The sequence below is a fragment of the Sphingobacterium sp. UBA3549 genome (genome assembly GCF_002376635.1).
Taxonomy (GTDB): Bacteria; Bacteroidota; Bacteroidia; order Sphingobacteriales; family Sphingobacteriaceae; genus Sphingobacterium.
The window spans coordinates 152,593-176,529 of the sequence record NZ_DFOE01000037.1 but is presented as its reverse complement, the minus strand read 5'-3'; the positions used below and the strand labels follow the sequence as shown (position 1 = coordinate 176,529).

Genomic DNA, 23,937 nt, shown 5'->3' with positions numbered 1-23,937 from the left:
ATTTATATTTGGTATGCAGGAAACACCTTATTCGTTCCGAATAGTACCAAAAGTACTTCCACACAAATGGGAATTTACTTACTCTCGCTATTGAGCAATCTTGTTATGGAGGAATAAGGCATCATAAGCATCAATAAACACCATTAGCATGACAAGCAATACTGAAACGATCCTCGTTCATGAAGGACAGCAATTCAACCAGACATCTGCAGTAACCACTCCAATTTATCAGACATCAACCTACGTTGCCGACCCAGATCCAATGGAGTATATTAAAGCCGCTACCGAACCAAAGCATCCTTATTTTTATCATCGCCATGGCAATCCAACGAATAGTCAAGTGGCTACCATCTTAGCGAAGTTGGAAAAAACCGAGGATGCACTGTTATTTGCAACTGGTATGGCAGCGATCAGTACGGCCATATTGGCCATCGTTAAATCGGGAGATCATATTGTCGCCCAACATGCACATTATTCCGGAACGGCTATTTTCTTTAAGGAGTTCTTAACGGATTATGGCATTACAGTTACTGCTGTGGATCAAACAGATGTTTCAGCTTTTGAAAAAGCTATTCAGACAAATACCAAGCTGATATATATAGAGACTCCATCCAATCCCAATCTCTATATCACGGATCTAAAAGCGATCGGAGAACTCGCCAAAAAGCATGGGATTCAGAGCATGGTCGATAATACCTTTGCCTCCCCCATTAACCAAACACCGACAGATTTTGGAATTGATGTCGTTGTACATAGCGCTACGAAATATTTGGGTGGACATAGTGATCTCACTGCAGGTATCGTGTGCGGCACACGAGACTATATTGCGCGTGTATGGAAACGGTCTGTCGCTTTAGGGGCATCACTTGCACCGCTTGACTCCTGGTTATTGTTACGCGGATTAAAAACGCTAAGTCTACGGGTCAAACAGATCAATACCAATGCGCTGAAGCTGGCCGAATTTTTGGATCAACATCCAAAAATCAAAAAAGTCAGTTACCCTGGATTAGCCAACCATCCACAACATGAGCTTGCAGCCCAACAAATGAAAGGCTTTTCGGGCATGCTTTGCATCGATGTTGATGGTAAAGATGAGGAGAAGGCATTTTTAAATGCACAGAAACTCATCAATGGCTTGCACATATTTATCAATGCTGCCAGTTTAGGTGGTGTTGAATCCCTTATTGTACACCCTGCGAGTATGTGGGGACGCCATCATACAAAGGAACAGAAAGAAGCTTCGGGAATCACACTTGGAATGCTACGCATCTCCGTTGGGATCGAACATATCGATGATTTAATCGCCGACTTAAAACAAGCCTTGGACCAGATTAACTAGGATCTATCCATTAGATCGTTATCGCGGAGAACAAAAAAGGGGGATAACATGAACTTGCTATCCCCCTCTTTAATACTATCCAATCACAGTACACGAGTACCATCCGCAATCCTGACCTGAATCACAGAGAGTTCTTTATCAAATTTCTGTTTGTACTCCTTTTCGAGTGTTGGCAAAATTGAAGGTAATACACCTTCTTTAACGATATTGATCGTACAGCCGCCGAAGCCGCCGCCCATCATTCGGGCTCCGATCACTTCGGGAAACTGCTTGACATAATCCACTAAATAATCCAGTTCCGCACAACTGACTTCATATACTTTGCTTAAACCTTCGTGGCTTTCGAAAATATATTGCCCCAACTGAACAACATCGCCAGAACGTAGTGCATCGCATGACTTTTCGACGCGCTCATTCTCACGGACAACAAAGCTTGCTTTAGCGTAAATATCGGCATCTTTTTCTTTCACCAATTCATCCAGCATCTCGACAGTTACGTCACGTAAGTTTTTGACTTCAGGGTATTTCTCCTGTATCCACGCAGAGGCCTGCTCGCACTGCTCTCGGCGTGTATTGTAAGCGGTAGAAGCCAATGAATGTTTTACGTTGGTATTCAATAATACAACTTCATATCCTTTCAGATCAAGCGGAACATACTCAAACCCTAACGTACGGCAATCCAGCTTAATAACATTTTTTTCTTTACCAAAAGCAGACGCAAACTGGTCCATGATACCACACATCACGCCAGCGTAAGTATGTTCAGCTTTCTGCGCGATCTGGGGAATATCAAGTCGTTCTACCTGCAGATTGAACAATTCGCTGAGGGCCAAGGTAACCGCACATTCAACAGCCGCTGAAGATGACAAGCCTGCTCCTAGCGGCACATCACCATCGATATAAAGATTAAATCCACCTAATACTGCTCCGCGTTTCTGATACTGATCGACCACTCCGAGGATGTAGTTTGGCCAATGTTTTTCCGAAATAGCAATCTCTGCCATTTTCACCTCGTGCCGTTCCTGATAGTCTTCTGCATACAATACGATCGTATCATCCGATCGCTTACTTACAGCAACATAAATTGCCTTATCAATCGCTGCAGGCAATACAAAGCCATCATTGTAATCGGTATGTTCGCCGATAATATTAATGCGTCCAGGCGAAGAAACCACAAGCGGCTCTTCTTGATAGTGCTCTTTAAATTTATTTACTATTGTATCCTTTGTTATCATCTTGTTTAGATTTATAATGTATTGTCGAACAATTTCGCAACTGTTCAGCGGCAACTTCTGGTGTAATATCACGTTGGGGGTTTGCTAACATCTCATAGCCGACCATAAATTTTTTCACCGTTGCAGAACGCAGCAGTGGTGGATAGAAGTGCATATGCCAATGCCACTCGGGATGTTCGCCGTCATTCACTGGAGCCTGATGCATTCCAGCGGAATAAGGGAAAGATGTCTTGAAAAGATTGTCGTAACGTGTCGTCAAAAGCTTGAGTATAGCCGCAAAATCGGCCTTTTCTTTATCGTCAAAGCCAGCAATATTCTGAATAGCCCGTTTGCTGACGATCATCGTCTCATAAGGCCAAGCCGCCCAAAAAGGAACCAAGGAAACAAATGAATCATTTTCATCGATAATTCGTTCTTCCTTACTTAGTTCAGCTTTAACATAATCTGACAGGATGGTGCGCTGATATTTATCGAAATACTTCTGTTGCTGAACACATTCTTTTTGAATTTCTACAGGCAAATGGTTTTGTGACCAAATCTGTCCATGTGGATGTGGGTTACTGCATCCCATAATTGCACCTTTATTCTCAAAAATCTGAATGTATTTGATCCATTCAACCTTGGAGAGATCCACAAATTCCTTTTGCCAAAGATCTACCACAGCTTTTATTGCCTCTTGATCCATTTCTGGCAGAGTGAGGTCGTGGCGGGGCGTGAATGCAATTACTTTACAGATTCCTCTTTCGGTTTCGGCTACAAATAATTCATCTTCATTAAATTCTTGCTGGCTTGTATCTTGGAGTAAAGCAGAAAAATCATTCACGAAGACAAAACTTTCTTTATAATCTGGATTAATATCGCCATCTGCCCGTTGATTGGTGGGACACAAGTAACATTTTGGATCATATTCAGGCCTATTATCTCCCGGAAGACCCTCCACTTGTCCTTGCCATGGTCTTTTACTACGATGCGGAGACACAAGTACTTTTTCCCCGGTAAGAATATTAACGCGTGTGTGGGGAGAGTCCCCAAAGTTTAAAGTTGATTGCATGTCATGTATAACTGGTGTACAGAATACACAATTATAGCTATATTAACTGAAAAGTCAAAGGGGATTTTTTATGCTTTAAACTTCGGGTCCTGCGCTTTTAACAATTCGAATATGGTAATTTCAGGAAGAATACCAACACGTCCCGGATAACCTAAAAAGCCATAGCCAACATTGACATAAAGTCGTTTATTCTGTTTTGCACGGTACAATCCCGCCCATTCTTTATAGATGTATTGTACCGGGCTCCATTGCAACATTTCAGACCTGACGCCAAATTGCATACCATGCGTATGACCGGCAAACATCACATCCACATCTGTGTCCAATACCTGAGCGCGCCAATGAGAAGGATCATGCGACAACAATAACTTAACAGGCTGTTCTTCGGTGCCCATTAAAGCTTTCTGAATGTCACCATGCTTCGGAAAACGGCCTGTACCCCAATTTTGAACGCCTACGATACAAAGTTCTTCCCCATCTACTTTAATTTTACGATTTTCATCCATTAAAAGATCCCAGCCCATGATTTTATGAACATCGATCACATTCTGGAGGTTCTTGCGCTTTGCAGGAGAATCTTCTTTACCATAATAATAGTCGCCATAATCATGGTTACCCAGTGTAGAAAATACGCCTAAATCAGATTTTACACGTGCAAAAATATCTTGATAACCGCGCATTTCGGAAGCTTGTGCATTCACAATATCACCAGTAAAAAACGTCACATCAGCCTTTTCTTTCAATAGCATATCAATCCCTCCGTTGACAGCTTTCTTATTGTAAAAAGATCCAGAGTGCACATCCGATATCTGCGCTATCGTCATACCGTGAAATGCCTTCGGCAAATTAGGCAAATACAAAGGAACTCTTCTGACACGATAATCGTAAGCTCCTGAAATAATACCCCAGCTCAGCGGTATCAAGGGCGAGGCGCCAACTAGAATACCTGCTTTGGTCAAAAACTCCGATCGGCTAATTCCTTTGACTGGATTTTCTGGTAAAGGGTCCCCGGCATCTTCGACCAAATCCTCGACTGATTTCTTCCTTGCAAAAAGACGTTTTACCCATACACCACCACGTCGGATATCATCAATTAACAAAATCAAAAAGAAAAATATCTTGGATGCCGCCGTTAGAAAAAAGGCCACCAAGATAACCGACCTTACGATTAAAGGAATACTATATTTTGCGGAGATAAAGACACCTAATAGAAGCAAAGCAGAATAAGACCACCACAAGATCGAAAATACTTTTGTTTTGGGGAACTTAATCTTCGTTGCACGGAGCGCAAAGAAAATATAAAAATCTAATAGGAGTAATACACACGCGTTTATTAACAACATCTTTTACCTGTTTTAATTTTTGGCATTGAGTGCCATTTGTTTTAAAGATTCAATCCATTTGGGATCATCATTAAGACTTTCTACCAAACACACTTCTTCTCCGCCCAACTGCTTAAATTCATTAGCATATTCCACGCCAATTTCATCAATGGTCTCGATACAATCTGCCACAAAGGCAGGACTGAAAATTAATAATTTCTTACATCCTTTGGCGGCAAGATCATGCAATAAATCGGAAGTATAAGGCTGTATCCAGGGTTCTTTACCCAGACGGGATTGAAAGCACTGCGAATATTGCTCCTTTCTTAAACCTAGTTTGGTAGCAATAGCACGTGTTGTTGCATAACATTGAGAAAGATAGCAGTATGAATTAACTGTCGCTTTACAGGACTCGCAGCCTGATTCGGGACATTTTAGCTGACCTGTAGGATCAACTTTTCCAAGTTGCCGCACAGGAAGGCCATGATAACTAAAAACAAAATGATCAAAACTTTCTAAATCATGCCTGCGGGCATGATCTGCGTAGGTCTCTACCATTAAATCATTCGTACAAAAATTGCTCACAAAACTGATTTCTGGCAAATAATTCCATTTGCGAATCAATTCCATAACACGGTCTATCACTGATCCCGATGTTGCTGAGGCATATTGAGGGAATAAAGGGATGACCCGAATAGATTCCAACAATAGACCTTCCATATTTTTCAAAGCAGACTCAATCGATGGATTCTGGTAGCGCATCGCCAATTCCACATGGTACTCATCTCCCAACGCTTTCTGAAGCAGGTCACGCTGCAAGATACTATAATGCATCAAAGGTGATCCAGTTTCTTTATCCCAGATTGATTTGTATACCTTTGCGGATTTCGGAGCACGTGTCAGTGCTATAATTCCTTTTACCAACAAGGTTCGTTGGACGTAAGGAATATCAATTACACGCGAATCCATTAGAAATTCCGTTAAATATCTTCTAACATCAGGAGTAGTGGGACTATCAGGTGTACCCAATTGTACCAAAAGAATACCTTTTTTGCCTTTATTGCTCATAGCTTACAAAGCTACACAAAAAGAATACACCAAGAACACACCCGGGATCTAAACCTTGGAATTATGAAATATCTGTGACGGGTAATTGCTCTTATAAGGCTTCTAAAGTTGCCTTTACATCTTTCATCAACCACATTGGCGTTGAAGTGGCACCACAAATACCAATACGATCGTTCTCAGCGAAGACCGATGCATCCAATTCGGCTGGATCAGAAATAAAATAACTTGCTGGATTTGCGTTTTGACAGACTTCAAACAGCACTTTTCCATTGGACGATTTTTTGCCTGACACAAAAACGATTTTGTCATATTGTTTCGCAAAAGCACCCAGATCTTCATATCGATTGGAGACCTGGCGACAAATAGTGTCATTTGCCTTCACTTCATACCCACGCTTGATAAGCTCGTCTTTGATCGCATAAAATTTATCCACACTTTTTGTTGTCTGGCTATATAGCGTAAATGAAGATGGCAACGCGACTTGATCCAGCTCAGAAAGATCCTGAAAAACCAAGGCTTCATTATTCGTCTGCCCCTGTAAACCAATCACTTCAGCATGTCCATGCTTACCGAAAATCAAAATCTTCTCCTTTTGATCGAAGGACGTCTTTATACGGTTCTGCAATTTAAGGACTACTGGACAAGAGGCATCTATCAAAGTAATATTATTTTGCAAAGCAATACGATAGGTATCTGGCGCTTCACCGTGGGCACGGATCAATACCTTTTCATTGCTCAAAGTGGGCAGAGCAGCATGATCTATAATTCGTAAACCTTTTGCTTTTAATCGAGCAACTTCCTCATCATTATGAACAATATCACCCAAACAATAAAGATAACCATCCTCTTCCAAGATCTCTTCCGCCATATCAATAGCGTATACTACTCCAAAGCAAAAGCCTGAATCCTTATCGATGTCTACTGTTAGATTTAATGCCATAATATCACAAAGTTACATATTCATATTGAACTTAGATCAATTGTTCTTTTACTTTTATACAATCGATAAAATGTAAAGCTTGTTACCGTCTGCACAAAAAAAGTCAATTGTAACGGATCAGAAAGAAACATTTATCTAAACATCAATAGCGATCGGAAGTGAAACAGAAAGATTTCACCCGTAAGAGCCTATTAAGTTTATCAAGAATTGTGTGTATATGAATCGTAAGGATATTGCATATGAAATGCAATTTATCTAATTTTGCATAAAAATTAAAATAATGGCAACTAACAGAACTTTTACGATGATCAAACCTGACGCTGTAGCGAACGGTCACATCGGTGCAATCTTAAACGATATCATTGCTGGTGGTTTTAAAATCATCGCAATGAAATACATTCAACTTTCTAAAGAGACAGCTGGTGCATTTTACGCAGTACACAAAGAGCGTCCTTTTTATGGTGAATTGGTGGAATTTATGACCTCAGGTCCTATCGTTGCTGCCATCTTGGAAAAAGACAATGCTGTTGAAGATTTCCGTACACTGATCGGTGCAACTAACCCTGCTGACGCGGCTGAAGGCACAATCCGTAATAAATATGCAAAATCAATCGATGCAAACGCTATTCATGGATCTGATTCAGATGATAATGCTGCTATCGAGGGTAACTTCTTCTTCTCGCAATTTGAAAGATTTTAATCTTTAGAACAACATAAAAAAAGGTCTTTACANNTGTAAAGACCTTTTTTTATGTTTTGCCCTCCACTCTCTCGACAAGCTCCAGCGTTCAATTCCGTTCTCATACCAGTAGTCGCAGTTTAAAAAGCCGCGTAGGAATCTTTAAAAGTTTCTTTTATCAAGATACTCATCCTCTTTGGCGGTCATCTTGGCTTTATCTGCCGGTTTTTTATCGGGATAACCGCACAGGTGCATGACACCATGAATAATAACCCGGTGAAGCTCGTCACGCACATCAACCTTAAACTTTTCAGCATTCTCCTGAATACGCTCCACACTAATAAAAATATCGCCGGCGATAGTGTCATCATATTCGGAAGAATCAAAAGTAACGATATCAGTATAGGTGTCGTGATTTAAATATTGCTTATTGATTTCAAGCAAGTAAGCATCCGAGCAAAGGATAAAGCTCAATTCGCCAACACGTTTAAATCCTTCTCCTTTGATGGCATCAGCAATCCATTGGCGAATCTTTCCCTTTTCTTTTAATTTGAAATCCGTATCCTCGGTAAAAAATAATATGCTCTTCATCCTTCTATTTTTTATTCATTCTTGTTTGACGTATTAGTCGTTGTGTATCTAAAAATTGCGGCTATCCATGTAGCTTTGCAAAATGATTGTTGCAGACACGGTATCAATCAACCCTTTCTGTTGACGGTCCTTCTTTTTTTTCCCACTTTGCGCGATCGCTGCAGAAGCCATTTTAGAAGTAAAACGCTCATCTATTTCAGCGACAGCAATGGCTGGATAAGTCTTTTTAAGTTTTCGAATAAAACCGACAACATGCTGTGCGGATTCAGAGTCGGTACCATCCAACTGACGCGGCTTGCCGACAACAAAAGTTTCTACCTGCTCTGTCTGTAAATACGCTGCTAGAAATGTCCAGATATCCTCCGGATGTACAGTCGTCAATGCCGTCGCAATAATTTGCATTGGATCGGTCACTGCAACCCCTATTCGTTTTGTACCGTAATCAAATGCCATCAGTCTCATGGATATGTTTTTTTACAAAAGTACAATTTAGATATGAGTATTGGGAGATATATGCATGAAGTTCCATTTATACGTTAACATAATCGGATTAAATTATTTACACTAAAATAACGTTCTTTTGTGTCCTATTTAGTTCCACGTTTACTTAGGTTTAGTTTAGGGTTTAGTTAGGGTTAGTTTAGGTATAGTATAGGTAAAACCTAAGTAAACCCTAACTAAAATCTAACTTATAGCTATACAAATCCTAAGGTAATGTAGGAACATACAGATCTTTACTATATCATTGTATACCTCATCAAATCCCAATGACGATTTTAAGCTTGAAGACATTGATCTTGAGAGCGAAATTTACTCACTGGGCAAATGAACACAGCTATTGCATGGAAATGGATGGTTGAATACGTCAAATTTCAACTCATTAAGATTGGGCACAATGGTGTTAAACAATGAAAAACAACGTTTTGAATAATCGAAATCAAGTAATAACTTTGATTGTCGATTTTGCTACGACAAAAGATATTGATTTTTGAAACTATAATCTCTTCCTTTACGCTTTGTCACATTCTAATGTTGGCAAGAAGTGGCACAGTATTAAATCATAAAAATCGGACAGAAAGATATTTAAACAAATGAAAAGAACACTTGTAGCCAGTTTCCTGTTGGCCTTATGCTTGAATACACATGCACAAACTAAATACGAGCAATACATTACCACTCTTCGTGAAGAAAAAGCCGCTGAATTGGCGAAAGAACAATATGGCCCATTGAAATCAGATCAAGTGGCATTTTTGGATTACTTTCCTGTAGACGTCAGCTACAAAGTCAAGGGCAAAATTGATGTTCTGTTTGATGAACCAGTTTTTCGGATGCCGACCTACGACGGCACAAGCAATGAATACAAAAGATACGGAATCATAACATTTATCCTTCAAGGTAAAAAACGTGTACTGAATGTCTACCAAAGCGTCGCATTATTTCAAAACCCAGCATACAAAAAGCATTTATTTTTGCCATTTCTAGATTTAACAAATGGCCAGGAAAGTTATAGTGGTGGCCGATATATTGATCTATCCACAGACGATATAAAAGGAGACAACGTTGAGATAGATTTTAACAAAGCATATAACCCCTATTGCGCTTATAGTAACGGTTACCGTTGTCCGGTTCCCCCAGTTGAAAACAATTTAGAAACAAAAATTATGGCAGGAGAAAAAGCATTTCAAAAGTCAAAAAACGAAAGGCCGGTCAATCTTAATGCAGGCCAGGAATTCAGTGCTGCCGACAAGAAAATCATTTCATCTGGAGGTGAAAATGCAATTCTTCGTGTATTGCAGACAACGGACGAAAAAGATCTGAAAGTTTTAAAAGCGACAAGCACTGATGTCAAATACAACGACCCATTGATTGAATCACTTTCCAAAAGAATGTTTGCGACGGTACGTGATCCCAATCACCCGGGTGTAGGCATCGCTGCGCCACAAATCGGTATAAATAAAAATCTAATCTGGGTACAGCGATTTGACAAACCAGATCAACCTTTTGAGTTCTATATCAATCCTAAAATTCTATGGCGCTCCAAATTAAAACGTATGGGTGCCGAAGGTTGCCTTTCTATTCCTAACCGTAAAGAAGACGTATTGAGGAGTTACGCGATCCGCTTGCAATACATCAATAAAGAAGGGAAAGTGATCGAAGAAAATATCGAAGGCTTTACTGCTGTTATTTTTCAACACGAAACCGATCATCTCTTCGGGATCTTGTTTCCGGATCGACTCGAAGAGCAAAGTCAAGAAGCATACTCCCCATTAAATGATAAGATTGAGTTTTCTATCAAGCCCAGCACATTGATGCCGTAATCTTTTAGGACACGATTCAGAGTCAACCAGTAAGTGCCCTAAATTATTAATCGCTTATAAAAAAGAGCCCCCATGAACGTCATCATGAGGGCTCCATATTTATTATGGAATCTACTTGAGTTAGATCAATCCTTTTTCAGCTAATAACTCGGCTACTTGAACGGCGTTGGTTGCAGCACCTTTACGTAAGTTATCCGCTACTACCCACATGTTAAGGGTATTTGGTTGAGATTCATCGCGACGGATACGTCCTACAAACACTTCATCTCTACCATGTGCATCTTTCGGCATCGGATATTGCAGTGAAGATGGATCGTCAACAACGATACAACCGCTTTGTGCCGCTAAAGCTGCACGTACATCTTTCAAATCAAAGTCATTTTCAAATTCGATATTCAACGACTCAGAGTGTCCACCCATTACAGGAATGCGCACTGTCGTTGCAGTGACTTTAATAGAATCATCACGCATGATTTTATTTGTTTCAAGAATCATTTTCATCTCCTCTTTTGTATAGCCGTTTTCTTGGAAAACATCAATATGAGGGATTACATTGAGATCAATCTGATAAGGATAAGCTTTCTCACCATCTTTTCCGGCACGCTCATCCATTAATTGGTTGACGGCTTTTACACCCGTACCTGTCACAGATTGGTAAGTCGAAACTACCACACGCTTAATTTTATATTTATCGTGTAATGGCTTCAATGCCACTACCATTTGTATCGTCGAACAGTTTGGATTTGCAATAATCTTGTCGTCAGCAGATAACACATCACCGTTTACTTCCGGAACCACCAGTTTTTTTGTAGGATCCATACGCCAAGCAGAAGAATTGTCGATCACCGTAATTCCAGCTTCAGCAAATTTAGGAGCAAATTCTTTCGATGTATCACCGCCAGCGGAAAATAACGCAACATCAGGTTTCAAAGCAATAGCCTCAGATGGTGTAACCACCTTATACTTCTTTCCCTTGAATTCAATTTCCTTACCCTTACTACGCTCTGAAGCTACCGGAATTAATTCTGTTACTGGGAAATTTCGCGCCGCCAACACGGTTAGCATTTCAGTACCTACAAGGCCTGTTGCGCCGACTACTGCCACTTTCATTTTTGTCTGTGTTTAAATTGTGTATATAAAATTTGTTATTTGATTTTGTTTTAGTTGATTCTCGAAGAATGAATTCTTCAAATTTAAAAAATATTCGGCAATTTCACTATTAAAATAACAAAATATTAGTCCCTCTACTAAAAATGTCACAACATTTAGAGTTTATTGGCGCTAATTGCCGAAGAACGATCTCTACATCACGGATCAGCCGATAAAATTTAATATTAAAGCAATTCAAAAAAAGTAAAAATTTTCGCTGCTTATTCAAAAAAAAAGAACAAACGATTGAAACAGTTTAAAATCTCATAAAAACAGCCCCAAGAGTCTATAAATTAACGTTTTTTACACACATCATCCAGCATCCCACAGTTGATAGATACTGAAAAGCCTTTATATTTGCATCATAAACCGCCATGGTTGAAATTTCATTTTCATTACACGATGAAACGTAAATTATGTCAGGCTAGATCCTGTCCTAATCGATGGGAACAAATGAGCGGAGCGATTCCTTTACACTGTTGAGCATGGACACTCAAGATGGTAAAAGTAGTAGCTTCATAAATTAAACTTACAAATGAAAGAAAGCATTATTATCATTGGTGCAAATGGCCAGATCGGCACAGAATTAGCTATCGCATTGCGCAAAAAGTTTGGTGCAGAGAATGTTGTAACCACTGACATTAGAGAACCACAGATTAAAAGCCCTGACGAAAGTTTCGAAATCGCTAATGTTCTTGACAAAAATGGACTTGAGAAATTATTTCAACAATATAAACCTACTCAAGTATACCTACTAGCGGCTATGCTTTCGGCTACAGGAGAGAAATACCCTGAAAAAGCTTGGGAATTGAATATGAATGGCTTATTAAATGTTCTTGATTTAGCTGTGAGCTATAAAGTTTCGAAGATATTTTGGCCAAGCTCAATTGCCGTTTTCGGACCACATTCTCCCAAAAATAATACCGAACAATATTGTGTAATGGATCCAAACACAATTTATGGAATCAGCAAACTTGCAGGCGAGCGCCTCATAGAATGGTATCAAGAACACCGTGGTCTTGATATTCGCAGCCTCCGTTATCCCGGTATCATTTCTTGGAAAACAGAACCAGGAGGTGGTACAACGGATTATGCAGTAGACATTTTTTATGAAGCATTAAAAACCGGTTCCTATGCTTGCTTCCTATCTGAAAACACAGCATTACCGATGTTGTACATGGAGGACGCCATTCGGGGTACACTCGAATTAATGGATGCACCAAAAGAAAGACTAAGCATTCGCCACAGTTATAATCTTGGAGGTATCACATTTACTCCAAAAGAACTTGCACAAGAAATTAAAAAAATTCTTCCTAATTTTGCAATCTCTTACGTAGAGAACGATCCGAGACAACAGATTGCCGATTCATGGCCTGCTAGTCTAGATGACTCCTATGCAAGAAAAGACTGGAATTGGACGCCAGAATTTGACATCCAAAAGATGACGGTCGACATGATTGAAAATCTTAAAAACAAAATATAACAATGGGAAGAGCTTTCGAATTCAGAAAAGAGCGGAAATTCAAACGCTGGGCCAAAATGGCCGTTCAATTTACACGTTTAGGTAAAGAAATCGCTATGGCGGTTAAAGAAAGCGGCCCTCATCCCGAAACCAACTCCAGACTTCGTACAGCAATACACAATGCCAAGGCTGTTAATATGCCCAAGGATCGTATTGAAGCTGCAATCAAACGTGCTTCAGAGAAAGATTCCAAGGGTTATGAAGAATATGTATACGAAGGCTATGGCCCTCATGGTGTACCTGTTTTAATTGAAACTGCGACAGATAATACCAACCGCACTGTAGGAAACATTCGCAGCTATTTTACGAAAGCTGGCGGTTCACTGGGAAAAACAGGATCACTGGATTTTATTTTTAACCGCAAATCCATTTTCCGTTTTGCTGCAACAGAAGAACTGGACTTAGAAGAGTTGGAATTAGAGTTGATCGATGGAGGCTTAGAAGAATTATACGTGGAATCTGATGAAGAGGGAAATGATGTTGCTGTCGTTCAAACTTCTTTTGAAGACTTTGGTAATATGCAAAAATTACTGGAAGAGAAAGGAATTGAGGTGAAATCTGCGAAATTGGAACGCATCGCCTTATCGCATTCAGATATTACCGAAGAACAAGCAGCGGATGTCTTAAAGATGATTGATAAAATCGAAGAAGATGATGATGTTCAAGCTGTTTACCATAATATGGCATAGTTAAGGAATCTGTCAAATAACAAAAAAGAGCGCTCGTCGCTCTTTTTTGTTTAAAACACCGTCTAGCCCCGTCAGAAAAATTACTACATTTGTAATAGACTAAATCAAACTCGTATCAGAATGACTTTTGAAGAATTTTTCATAAAAAAGAAAATTGATTTAAAAGCTTTACAAGCTGCAGATAAACCCTTATTTGAGGAGTTCAAAGCACATTATTCTGCGATGGGAGAAAAAAGCTTTGACCACAGCAAGAAGTTCTGGTTCAATAAGCTTCGAAAAAGCTTCCATCTGAAAGAGGAAGAAACTCCAGCCGCAAAACCTGCAGTAAAACAGGCCGTGGCTGATACTCCAACGGAGACTTCTGGTTCGAAGGCGATAAAACCCGCGGGCTTCAAACCTCGATTCAAAGCTACAATTACACCAGCAGTTGATGAGGCTAAAACCACCGAAGCACCAGATTCTGCTAAAACTGAGACCGCCTCTGCTCCTACAGGATTTAAGCCGAGATTCAAGGCCGGAGTCACTAAAGCCCCTGACGCAGCAGCAACTACTCCTGCAACTGACGAAACTACTCCATCGGCGCCAAAACCAACAGGATTCAAACCGAGGTTTAAAGCCGGAGTCACTAAAGCTCCTGACGCAGAAGCAACTACTCCTGTATCCGAAGAAACAACTGACAAAGCTACTCCATCGGCACCAAAACCAACAGGATTTAAGCCGAGGTTTAAAGCCGGAGTCACTAAAGCTCCTGACGCAGCAGCAACTACTCCTGCATCCGAAGAAACAACTGACAAAGCTACTCCATCCGCACCAAAACCGACAGGCTTTAAGCCGAGGTTTAAAGCGGGGGTGACGAAAACAGAAACTTCCGAACAAGCGCCGCAGGCCGCACCAATAGATAAAATCAGTTCAGAATCAACTATAAATGCTGAACCAGAAAATAACAATCCGGATACCCAAGAACCTGTTGCCAACAAGCCTACAGGCTTCAAACCACGGTTTAAAGCAGGCGTGACGAAAATAGAAACTTCCGAACAAGCGCCGCAGGCCGCATCAATAGATAAAATCAGTTCAGAAACAACTATAAACGCTGAACCAGAAAATAACAATTCAGATACCCAAGAACCTGTTGCCAACAAACCAACAGGATTCAAACCGCGGTTTAAAGCAGGTGTGACGAAAATAGAAACTTCCGAACAAGCGCCGCAGGCCGCACCGAAAGCCGCAGTCAAATCAGAAGAAGTCGTAAATGCGGAACAAAAAAACGAAGATTCAGACACACAGCAAACTCCGGCAATAGCGCCCGAAAACCATAGCATTGACGAACAGCAAACTGCAACCAGTAAACCCACGGGCTTCAAACCAAGGTTCAAAGCTGGCTTAACAAAAATTGACAAAAAGGAAGAATAATTTTCACTACATTTAGAGTGATTTTTTCAATTAATTTTTAAATTCCGATTAAAAACCACAGACCAATGTTAAAGGAAGAAAGACAAGCATTCATTATACATCAGATTAACCTACATAACAAAGTTTTATCTTCAGATCTAAGTGTCCAGCTGAATGTATCTGAGGATACAATTAGACGAGACTTAAACGAACTTGCAGAGAACGGTAAAGTTTTAAAAGTCTATGGTGGAGCATTATCCAAATCTTTTCAATTTCCCTTCCAGGATGGGAATGTGTATGCCAAGGAAGCAAAAAAAGAAATTGCTAAGAAAGCAAGCACATTAATCTCAAATGGCATGACAGTCTTAGTCGGCGGCGGGACAACATTAATCGAATTGGCAAGAACAATACCTGATCACCTTCAGTGTACATTTTTCACTATAAGCCCGTTAGTTGCATTAGAACTGGCAGAAAAACCAAATCTGGAAGTCATTTTGGTCGGCGGAAAGCTTTCACGCAACACAAACATTGTTTCTGGAGCTCAAGTGGCCAATGAATTGGCCGATCTTAAAGTCGATCTTTGTTTGTTGGGAACAAATTCTCTTTCCGTAGAAGACGGGGTTACTGACTCGGACTGGGAGGTCGTACAAATCAAACGCGCTATGATTAAATGCTCGAAAAAGGTAGCTATTCTGAGCATTGCGGAAAAACTTAATTCAGTTCAAAAAATGAAAGTAGTTCCGTTACGTGATATTTCCTATTTGATTACCGATGTCAATCCAACTGATGTTTCCCTAAAAGAATTTGCGAATACAATTGCAATACTTTAATATTGCCGCTCATTTAATTTAGCATGTCATCGCAAACGAAAAATGACTCTTTAAAATCAAAAACAACAAAAGGACTGCTATGGGGTGGTATGGCCAGTATCATCCAGCAGTTTTTGGGCTTCGGCTTCGGCATCCTTCTAAACCGTAAACTAACAGCGGAAGATTACGGTTTAGTAGCGATGATCACTATCTTTTCCGTTCTAGCTTCTGCCTTTCAAGAAAGTGGGTTTGTTTACGGTATCGTGAATAAAAAGCAGGTTGAACATAAGGATTATAACGCTGTTTTCTGGACAAGCGTCGGGATTGGAACATTCATCTATATCGTCTTATTTTTCGCAGCTCCTCTTATCGCTCTATATTATAATCAACCAGTACTTATAGAACTAAGCAGGTTTACCTTCTTGTCCTTTTGGCTAGGAAGTTTTGGTATCGCCCATAACGCCTACCTCTTCAGAAATCTAAAAATAAAAGAACGCGTTATTACGGGCACTTTTGCACTTATTGTATCCAATTTGGTCGGGGTTTATCTTGCTTATAAAGATTATGCTTATTGGGCATACGCTATTCAAATTGTATCCTACAGTGGCTTTAATATGCTCGGATTCTGGTATTTTTCCAAATTTAGGCCAACTTTTCAATTCGATTTCCGCCCCATTCGTGACATTTTAGGATTTAGCAGTAAAATACTGGTTACCAACATCTTTATCAACCTGAATAAAAATATCTATGCGGCAATCTTAGGACGCCATTATACTGCAGAAGAATTAGGTTACACGGTTAATCCAAACCGCTGGAGCATCATGGCCCAGAATATATTAACCAATATGGTCAATAATGTGACCCAGCCCATTTTAAAGGAGATAGAAGATGATAAAGACAGGCAAGTAAGGGTGTTTCGCAAACTGATTTCTTTTACTGCTTTTTTGGCATTTCCCATGTTATTGGGTTTAACCACTGTAGCACAGGATTTCATTTCGATTGCAATCACCGACAAATGGGCGCAAAGTGCCATATTTCTTCAAATATTTTGTATTGGAGCGGCATTTGATTCTGTTAGCAACGTTTTTTCTAACCTCATCATTAGCAAGGGAAAACCTCAAGTTTATATGCGGAATATAGTCATTTTTGGTTTGCTCCAAATCGCTATTCTCTTCTTTGGCAAATCATTAGGTTTAGAACTGCTCATTGGATTAACCTCGGGATTAAACGCGCTTTGGATATTCGTTTGGTATGCATCAGCCAAACCGTATATGAACTATTCATTCCGTTACCTTCTAGGGGATATTTTTGCTTATGCACTATTGGCAGCGATAAGCTGCTTAGCAGCCCATTATGCCACCGCAGCCATCGCCAACCTCTATCTTCGGTTTGTCAGTACAATTGGAGCTGCTGTATGCATCTACATCATCGTTAATAGAATCTTTAAACCAGGTATTCTATTAGAGCTCTCTCACTATTTCATCAAAGTTATCCGAAAAAAATAAATGGCTAAGATACTCTCGATTATCGTTTCTTATAATTTTGAGCCCTGGATCCACAAGTGCTTACCTAGCCTTGTGGCATCGACTTATCCAACAGATATTCTAGTTATCGATAATAATTCTGCAGATAATACAACACAGATCATCAAAGAAAATTATCCAACAGTAAGGTTAATAGAAAGTACTGAAAATTTAGGGTTTGGAAAAGCTAACAACATAGGCCTCGAAATTATTTTGAAAGAAGAATATGATTATGCTTTTTTGGTCAACCAGGATGCCTGGGTGGATCGGAACTGTCTCGCCAATTTAATCAAGGTAAATACAGACAATATCGGCATTATTTCACCGATTCACTACGACGGTACAGAAACCACACTGGACCATGGCTTTGCTGAGTACACAAAAGATGCCATCACCAAAAATTCCTATCGGATCTGTCCTTTTGTCAATGCCGCCTTTTGGTTGATCCCCAACACAGTTATCAGAAAAGTCGGTGGTTTCGCACCGATCTTTTTTCATTATGGGGAAGATAAGGATTATGCCAACCGCATCAATTACTACGGATTAAACATTGTTCTGGCTGAAGAAGCCAAGGCTTATCACGATAGGCAGCAACGCAAAACAGACCGCAAAGCTTTTATGAAAAGCGAATTTGTCTATCATCTGACTGAATATTGCAATATCAATTATACTTTTGTAAAAGCTTTTTCGATGGCGGTATTGGCAAGCCTAAAGAAAATGGCATCTTCATTTTTTAAAGGAGATCTTTTTGAAGCAAAGAGCTATTTAACTATTGTTTTTAGATTACTTGGAAAAACGAGTGCTGTTTATCGGACTCGTCAGGCCAACAAGAAAGCATTCAACACAATCTTTTGACACATGAACAGTATTGCTCCAGTCATACTTTTTGTCTATAATCGTCCTGATCATACGATAAGAACGCTTACAGCATTAGAAAAAAATAAACAGGCAGACCAAACTATACTTTACATCTATTCGGATGCTGCAAAAAATGAAAAGTCTGTTCAAGCAGTTGATGAAGTGCGAAAAATTATCAATAGGGCCTGGAAATTTAAAGAGGTGATTATCGTAGAACGAAAAGAAAATTGGGGTCTGGCAGCGAATGTAATTGACGGTGTTACGAAAGTGGTCAATACGCATGGAAAGATTATTGTCTTAGAAGACGATCTAGAAACTTCAGTTTTTGCCCTGGATTATTTTAACAAAGCATTGGAGCGGTATAAAGATCAAGAACAGGTCATGGAAATCAGTGGCTACAGTTATCCGGTAAAGGATTTAAATAAGCTGCCAGAGACGTTCTTTTTCCGAGTGGCAAACAGTTGGGGTTGGGCAACCTGGGATCGCGCCTGGAAATATTTCAACCCAAACATTGATGAAATTGTATCGGATTTTACAGCAGCGCAGATCCATCAATTTAGTATAGAGGGTAAAGAAAACTTTTGGAAACAAGTACGGGAATTGAAGGCGGGAAAGATCAACTCTTGGGCGATACGCTGGTATGCTTCCATATTCAGAAAAAATGGATTAGTTTTGTATCCTAGGAATTCGATGACCCAGAATATTGGGAACGACGGTTCGGGCACACATACAGCTTCTGAATCAACTTATCAGGTTGCACTAGCTGAACATCCTGTAGCGTATTTTCCAACGGAAATTTCAGAAAACAAACAAGCTTACGAAGCTATCAAGCATTTTTATGCACATCGCAAAGGATCATTGTTCAACCGTGCCATCCGATTCTTTAAAAAGAAAATAAACACATTCAATACATAAAGAAACATGTCTGCTCATCCTAAATTCTCGATTATAACTGTCGTTTACAACAATCTTCGTGACATAGAATACACCCTTAAATCTGTTGTTAATCAAAGCTATGACAATATAGAGTATATTGTGATAGACGGACAATCAACCGATGGTACATTAGATGTCATCCAAAAATATAGCAATCAGATCTCTGTCGTGTTATCCGAGAAAGATAAGGGCATCTATGATGCGATGAATAAAGGGTTGGCCCTAGCAACAGGTGATTATGTTCTTTTTCTAAATTCCGGTGATGAAATATATGATCTCAACAGCATTGAGAACCTTGCTAAACTGAGTGACAACGCCGATATTCTTTATGGCGAAACTATACTTGTAGACGAACATCGAAATATTGTTGGTGAACGGAGACATAAAGTCCCAGCTTATTTTAACTGGAAAAGCTTTCGCTATGGTATGAATATATGCCATCAGGCCATCTATATCAAGCGTGACATAGCCGAGTCATACGATCTCAATTATAAATTATGCGCCGATATTGACTGGGTTATTCGCTGTGCCAAAAAGTCAAAAAAATCCGTTAATGCACAGCAATATGTGGCCCGCTATCTTGTTGGTGGAATGTCAAAGCAAAAACATAAGGAATCTTTGAAAGAGCGTTTTGCTATTTTCAAACACTACTATGGGGCTATTCCTAATCTATTCAACCATGGGATTATTGCACTAAAAGCCATATGGCACCGTCTTAATTATGGAAAACCTCAAGACTAATGTTAAATCCTGAAATTTTAACCGAGCTTGTTACAGTCAAGATGCCGTTTGGCAAATACCAAGGCTACACCTTATGTAATCTTCCTGAGCCATATTTGGTCTGGTACAACCAAAAAGGTTTTCCGAAGGGAAAACTAGGTCAGCAGTTAGCGACACTCTACGAAATAAAACTCAACGGTCTGGAGTATCTTCTCGAACCTTTGAAGAAAAGGTGACGAGGGTCATTTTATTCCATTTATTATTTTTCGTAGCTTTGCAAAGAATTTATTTTTAGCATTAAACGCCGTTTGCAGCGGTATCAATGAATATCATGACACAATATCAAACTTTGCTGTACTATTGCTACAGCCCTATCGAGGATGCCGAAAAATTTGCATCAGATCACTTAGAATTTTGTAAATCACTGGGCCTAGTCGGTCGTATCATTGTCGCTGATGAGGGTCTTAATGGAACTGTTTCCGGCACTATTGAAGCGTGTAAAAGCTACATGGATGCAATCTATGCGGATGGACGTTTTAACAAAACAGAATTTAAAATTGACGATGTCGAAGAACCGTCATTCATTAAAATGCACTGCCGATATAAAGCCGAGATTGTTCACTCTGGGTTGCGTGATCCGAAAGAAATTGACCCCAACCGTCAAACAGGTGTTCACCTCGAACCCAAGGATTTCTTGGCGATGAAAGATCAGGAGGATGTTGTTGTTTTGGATGTACGTTCAAATTACGAGCACAATGTCGGTCATTTTAAAAATGCTGTTACTTTAGATATTGAAAACTTCCGCGAGTTCCCGGAAAAAATCAAAGAGCTTGAAAAGTATAAAGGCAAAAAAATATTAACCTACTGCACAGGAGGAATTAAATGTGAAAAAGCATCTGCTCTTTTATTAAAAGAAGGATTCGAGGATGTTTATCAATTACATGGTGGTATTATTAAATATGGGAAAGAAGCTGGTGGCGAGGATTTCGAGGGCCAATGCTACGTCTTCGACAATCGCGTTACTGTCGATGTAAATTCTGTTAACCCATCCGTGGTATCAACTTGTTTTAACTGTGGCAAGCAAACCACCAAAATGATCAACTGCGCCAACCCGACCTGTAATGAGCATTTCACACAATGTGATGAGTGCGGCTGGGAGATGGATGGATGCTGTTCGCCAGCATGTAAGGAAAATCCCAATAAACGTGAATATGACGGAACAGGATATTATGTCAAGGTACCTCAACCCGTCAATATTGACAAAATCAGCAAAAGAAAACATAAAAATTTCCCACCGAAAGTGTCGGTCGAAAATTAATACGAATTGGACAAAAAGTATGAGGTCGGAAGTGTAGAACTTCCGACCTCATACTTTTTAAGATCTGCATTATCCTAACTTAATCCCATACGAGCTTTTTATCAAAAAAACTAATAGCCTAACACAGCTTACTTCCCAAACATACCGACGATCGAATCAAGAATATTTCCCTTCGCCTGTCCATCGTTATTTTTATCAAAAAAACTGCCTGCTAGTCCACCCAACATGTCCGTAATGCTACCGCCCGCTGTGGGCTGCTCCGTTGTTTGCGCTTGTTCTTCTTGACCACCGCCCAAAAAAGAGCCTAAAATACCCCCCAACATACCGCCACCTGCATTCTGTTGTGTTCCACCTCCTAGCACAGAACCGATCAGATCGCCAATACCACCGCCACTTGAAGCCTGCTTTTGTTGCCCTAAATATCCCATTACGATAGGAGCCAGCGTGGCCAGTACCCCTGTTACCTGTGAGGAACTCAAGCCTGCTTTATCCGCAATATTCTGGGTTACTACTTCGGTATTTTGACCAAACATATGGTTAACAATTTTATTGCCATCTTCAGAACCATTATGCCCCGCTCCTCCTTGTCCAAATAGATCGCCAATTTTATCGAGTATCCCGCTATTGCTATGCTGATCAATAGCCCTATCAATATTATCCGCCTGGCCTTTGTTTTTTGCGTTGTAATTCAGTGCTGCAATCATCAAGGGAACTGCTGCCGCTACAATCCATTTTGCTTTAGATTCACTGACACCAGTTATTTTTGAAATAGTCTCTATCACTTTGGAACCTACTCCACCTGTAACTAAATCTGTTAAATTCATAAGTCTTCGTTTATAGTTATATAATGAAGATAACGATTTTTTCGGTGAGTTAAGAAAATGCATGATGATAAGAAAGCCGCTAACAATAACTATTAACGGCTTTAAATGTATTTATTACAAATCGAATTATTCAACTAGCTTTGTCGACAACTCATTTTCAACCTCCTGTAGTTTAGACTCTTTTGTTAACAAAACATTATTTTGCACGCGGGATTTTGTCCACCTTCCTAGTGTCATATTAAATTCCCCATTTAATTGAATAAAGGTATCCGCCGACGGAGATGCGTACACAAATGCCTTGGTATTATCTCCATTTCTATAGAATGGCTGATTAGTTAAGGTAACCGGGTTAACAATATCATAAAAATCAGTGTTAGCGATACGATACCCAGCATTGGCACTTACTAGAGACCCTCCTGTACTCACAAATACCAAATCCTCTGGAATAGTTGTAGCTGTTACTTGAATTGTTGAAAAAACAGCTACTCCAAAAGCATTTCCGCTATTGGCGAGTAAATTGCCAGTTTTCGTCCCGAAGTCATATCCCGCTTTGTTAGCATAATCGTAATTGGCAACCCAATGTGCGTCGGATATACTCGTAGATTTCTCACCAGCAATTAACTTATTTGTGCCACCTACATAGAAAAACTGTCCTTTTTTTACAGAACCAACTATCAGATTAATTTTGTAAGTCCTTAAGCCACCTGTGGCCCAACCGTTAATTGGTATACCGGTAGGAGTTGATGCATTTGCATTATTTGTTGTAACAACACTGAACGGTGTTTTGGAAAAATCAATATCCTCCGTTGCTAAAAACTGCATATACTCATAGTTTGCATCTGTTGAGCCGCTAGGATCATTCAGAAGCCCCGTTACAACCACCTTAGGTGTTTTGTATTCCGACCTAATCTGTACAAGATCAGATTTTGTTCTAAGGGACTGATAAGGAATAAGACTATCTCCTGATACCTCATTAAATAATATTCCCAGATAGTTCGCCATTTTATATTGAGGCAAATTCGCCAATTCAGATTCGGGATTAGTTCTTACCGTAATAAAACCGAAACCGTCATTTATTTTTTGATCACCAGAAAGTATTTGACCTTCCCTTGGGGTATAACTAAATCCCCCCTTGACAAGAACAATTAAAGTACTTTCATATTTTGTTGGCTCTTTCAAAATTTGATCAGCGGTAACGCGGAGCGCCTGATAGCGATTTCCATCAGAAATTTTTTCAATTTTATTACTGGAAATATCTGTTATCTGCAATATTCCATTTAACCGCTGCAATTTTCCTCCTATCAAATCTACTACAATAGAATCGCCTGGAGAATACTCGTTGGCTTTTTCTCCCATTTGAATTGAAATTCCGCGCAATAAATCCAATCTCCTACGATCCTGAAGCACTAACACACCATGCGGTAAATTACCTGCGCTATGATCTGAAGTAACAATCCCTGTTATTTTTGAAGATCCACCCAGAGTCTCTAAATTCAACTCAATTGGAGTTCCCTTGAATAGTGTACGCACGTCATAAATCCCAATGTAAGCGCTAACTTCACCTCCAGGGTAACTAGGACTGTCTTTTTTACAGGAACTGAAGCTGAATACTCCAAAAACTACTATTATCAAAAAAAATATATGCTTTGTCATGTCT

At 39.8% G+C, this 23,937-nt stretch carries 23 protein-coding genes; 13 read left to right on the top strand and 10 right to left on the bottom strand.

Features of this window, described 5'->3' with window-relative positions:
- Positions 1-148 precede the first annotated feature (148 nt).
- Positions 149-1,339, top strand: a complete 1,191-nt coding sequence (locus B2W36_RS19620) for a trans-sulfuration enzyme family protein (protein ID WP_209578436.1) — start codon at positions 149-151, stop codon at positions 1,337-1,339.
- 83 nt (positions 1,340-1,422) lie between these two features.
- Here B2W36_RS19620 and galK read toward each other — a convergent pair whose 3' ends face one another.
- From galK to B2W36_RS19595, 5 genes are all read right to left on the bottom strand, one after another.
- Positions 1,423-2,574 carry a galactokinase gene (gene galK / locus B2W36_RS19615; protein ID WP_209578434.1) on the bottom strand — a complete coding sequence of 384 codons (1,152 nt, stop codon included), beginning with the start codon at positions 2,572-2,574 and terminating at the stop codon, positions 1,423-1,425.
- Positions 2,546-3,625: a UDP-glucose--hexose-1-phosphate uridylyltransferase gene (locus tag B2W36_RS19610; protein ID WP_209578433.1), complete on the bottom strand. Its 1,080-nt coding sequence runs from the start codon at positions 3,623-3,625 to the stop codon at positions 2,546-2,548. Before B2W36_RS19610 ends, galK begins: the two co-directional genes overlap by 29 nt.
- 68 nt (positions 3,626-3,693) lie before the next feature.
- Positions 3,694-4,968 carry a metallophosphoesterase gene (locus tag B2W36_RS19605; protein ID WP_209578431.1) on the bottom strand — a complete coding sequence of 425 codons (1,275 nt, stop codon included), beginning with the start codon at positions 4,966-4,968 and terminating at the stop codon, positions 3,694-3,696.
- 12 nt (positions 4,969-4,980) lie between these two features.
- Entirely contained in the window at positions 4,981-6,015 is a 1,035-nt protein-coding gene (gene hemH / locus B2W36_RS19600) for a ferrochelatase (protein ID WP_293889312.1), read from the bottom strand.
- A 91-nt stretch (positions 6,016-6,106) separates the two neighbouring features.
- Positions 6,107-6,955 carry a 4-hydroxy-3-methylbut-2-enyl diphosphate reductase gene (locus B2W36_RS19595; RefSeq protein ID WP_209578428.1) on the bottom strand — a complete coding sequence of 283 codons (849 nt, stop codon included), beginning with the start codon at positions 6,953-6,955 and terminating at the stop codon, positions 6,107-6,109.
- 280 nt (positions 6,956-7,235) lie between these two features.
- Here B2W36_RS19595 and B2W36_RS19590 point away from each other — a divergent pair, with 280 nt between their 5' ends.
- Entirely contained in the window at positions 7,236-7,655 is a 420-nt protein-coding gene (locus B2W36_RS19590; protein ID WP_209578426.1) for a nucleoside-diphosphate kinase, read from the top strand.
- A 141-nt stretch (positions 7,656-7,796) separates the two neighbouring features.
- On the opposite strand, the gene ybeY is transcribed toward B2W36_RS19590, so the two are convergent.
- Positions 7,797-8,225 carry an rRNA maturation RNase YbeY gene (gene ybeY, locus B2W36_RS19585; protein WP_209578424.1) on the bottom strand — a complete coding sequence of 143 codons (429 nt, stop codon included), beginning with the start codon at positions 8,223-8,225 and terminating at the stop codon, positions 7,797-7,799.
- Positions 8,226-8,273: 48 nt separating this feature from the next.
- Positions 8,274-8,687, bottom strand: a complete 414-nt coding sequence (gene ruvX / locus B2W36_RS19580) for a Holliday junction resolvase RuvX (protein ID WP_209578422.1) — start codon at positions 8,685-8,687, stop codon at positions 8,274-8,276.
- A gap of 629 nt (positions 8,688-9,316) precedes the next feature.
- On the opposite strand from ruvX, the gene def reads away from it, so the two are divergent.
- Positions 9,317-10,543 (top strand): peptide deformylase, encoded by a 1,227-nt coding sequence (gene def / locus B2W36_RS19575; protein ID WP_293889311.1) that lies wholly within the window; start codon positions 9,317-9,319, stop codon positions 10,541-10,543.
- 120 nt (positions 10,544-10,663) lie between these two features.
- Here the strand turns inward: def and B2W36_RS19570 are convergent, their stop codons facing one another.
- On the bottom strand, positions 10,664-11,653 hold the full coding sequence (locus tag B2W36_RS19570) for an aspartate-semialdehyde dehydrogenase (RefSeq protein ID WP_293889310.1): 990 nt from the start codon (positions 11,651-11,653) through the stop codon (positions 10,664-10,666).
- Positions 11,654-12,227: 574 nt separating this feature from the next.
- Here B2W36_RS19570 and B2W36_RS19565 point away from each other — a divergent pair.
- From B2W36_RS19565 to B2W36_RS19520, 10 genes are all read left to right on the top strand, one after another.
- Positions 12,228-13,175, top strand: coding sequence for an NAD-dependent epimerase/dehydratase family protein (locus B2W36_RS19565; RefSeq protein WP_293889309.1), 948 nt, complete (start codon positions 12,228-12,230; stop codon positions 13,173-13,175).
- Positions 13,176-13,177: 2 nt separating this feature from the next.
- Positions 13,178-13,903 (top strand): YebC/PmpR family DNA-binding transcriptional regulator, encoded by a 726-nt coding sequence (locus tag B2W36_RS19560; protein WP_209578414.1) that lies wholly within the window; start codon positions 13,178-13,180, stop codon positions 13,901-13,903.
- Positions 13,904-14,023: 120 nt separating this feature from the next.
- On the top strand, positions 14,024-15,313 hold the full coding sequence (locus B2W36_RS19555) for a hypothetical protein (protein WP_293889308.1): 1,290 nt from the start codon (positions 14,024-14,026) through the stop codon (positions 15,311-15,313).
- A gap of 65 nt (positions 15,314-15,378) precedes the next feature.
- Positions 15,379-16,122 carry a DeoR/GlpR family DNA-binding transcription regulator gene (locus B2W36_RS19550; protein WP_046673148.1) on the top strand — a complete coding sequence of 248 codons (744 nt, stop codon included), beginning with the start codon at positions 15,379-15,381 and terminating at the stop codon, positions 16,120-16,122.
- A gap of 23 nt (positions 16,123-16,145) precedes the next feature.
- Entirely contained in the window at positions 16,146-17,606 is a 1,461-nt protein-coding gene (locus B2W36_RS19545) for a lipopolysaccharide biosynthesis protein (RefSeq protein ID WP_293889307.1), read from the top strand.
- Entirely contained in the window at positions 17,607-18,479 is an 873-nt protein-coding gene (locus tag B2W36_RS19540; protein WP_293889306.1) for a glycosyltransferase family 2 protein, read from the top strand. It abuts the gene before it with no gap.
- A gap of 3 nt (positions 18,480-18,482) precedes the next feature.
- The gene (locus B2W36_RS19535; RefSeq protein WP_293889305.1) at positions 18,483-19,397 is read left to right on the top strand and encodes a glycosyltransferase family 2 protein; all 915 of its coding nucleotides are present in this window, start codon (positions 18,483-18,485) and stop codon (positions 19,395-19,397) included.
- A 6-nt stretch (positions 19,398-19,403) separates the two neighbouring features.
- Complete coding sequence (locus B2W36_RS19530; protein WP_293885155.1) at positions 19,404-20,159, top strand: glycosyltransferase family 2 protein; 756 nt, start codon at positions 19,404-19,406, stop codon at positions 20,157-20,159.
- Positions 20,159-20,374: a DUF3820 family protein gene (locus B2W36_RS19525; protein ID WP_046673143.1), complete on the top strand. Its 216-nt coding sequence runs from the start codon at positions 20,159-20,161 to the stop codon at positions 20,372-20,374. Before B2W36_RS19530 ends, B2W36_RS19525 begins: the two co-directional genes overlap by 1 nt.
- A 95-nt stretch (positions 20,375-20,469) precedes the next feature.
- On the top strand, positions 20,470-21,456 hold the full coding sequence (locus B2W36_RS19520) for a rhodanese-related sulfurtransferase (RefSeq protein WP_293889304.1): 987 nt from the start codon (positions 20,470-20,472) through the stop codon (positions 21,454-21,456).
- A gap of 128 nt (positions 21,457-21,584) precedes the next feature.
- Here the strand turns inward: B2W36_RS19520 and B2W36_RS19515 are convergent, their stop codons facing one another.
- Positions 21,585-22,280, bottom strand: coding sequence for a DUF937 domain-containing protein (locus tag B2W36_RS19515; RefSeq protein WP_293889303.1), 696 nt, complete (start codon positions 22,278-22,280; stop codon positions 21,585-21,587).
- 126 nt (positions 22,281-22,406) lie between these two features.
- Positions 22,407-23,933 carry a DUF5689 domain-containing protein gene (locus B2W36_RS19510; RefSeq protein ID WP_293889302.1) on the bottom strand — a complete coding sequence of 509 codons (1,527 nt, stop codon included), beginning with the start codon at positions 23,931-23,933 and terminating at the stop codon, positions 22,407-22,409.
- Positions 23,934-23,937 lie beyond the last annotated feature (4 nt).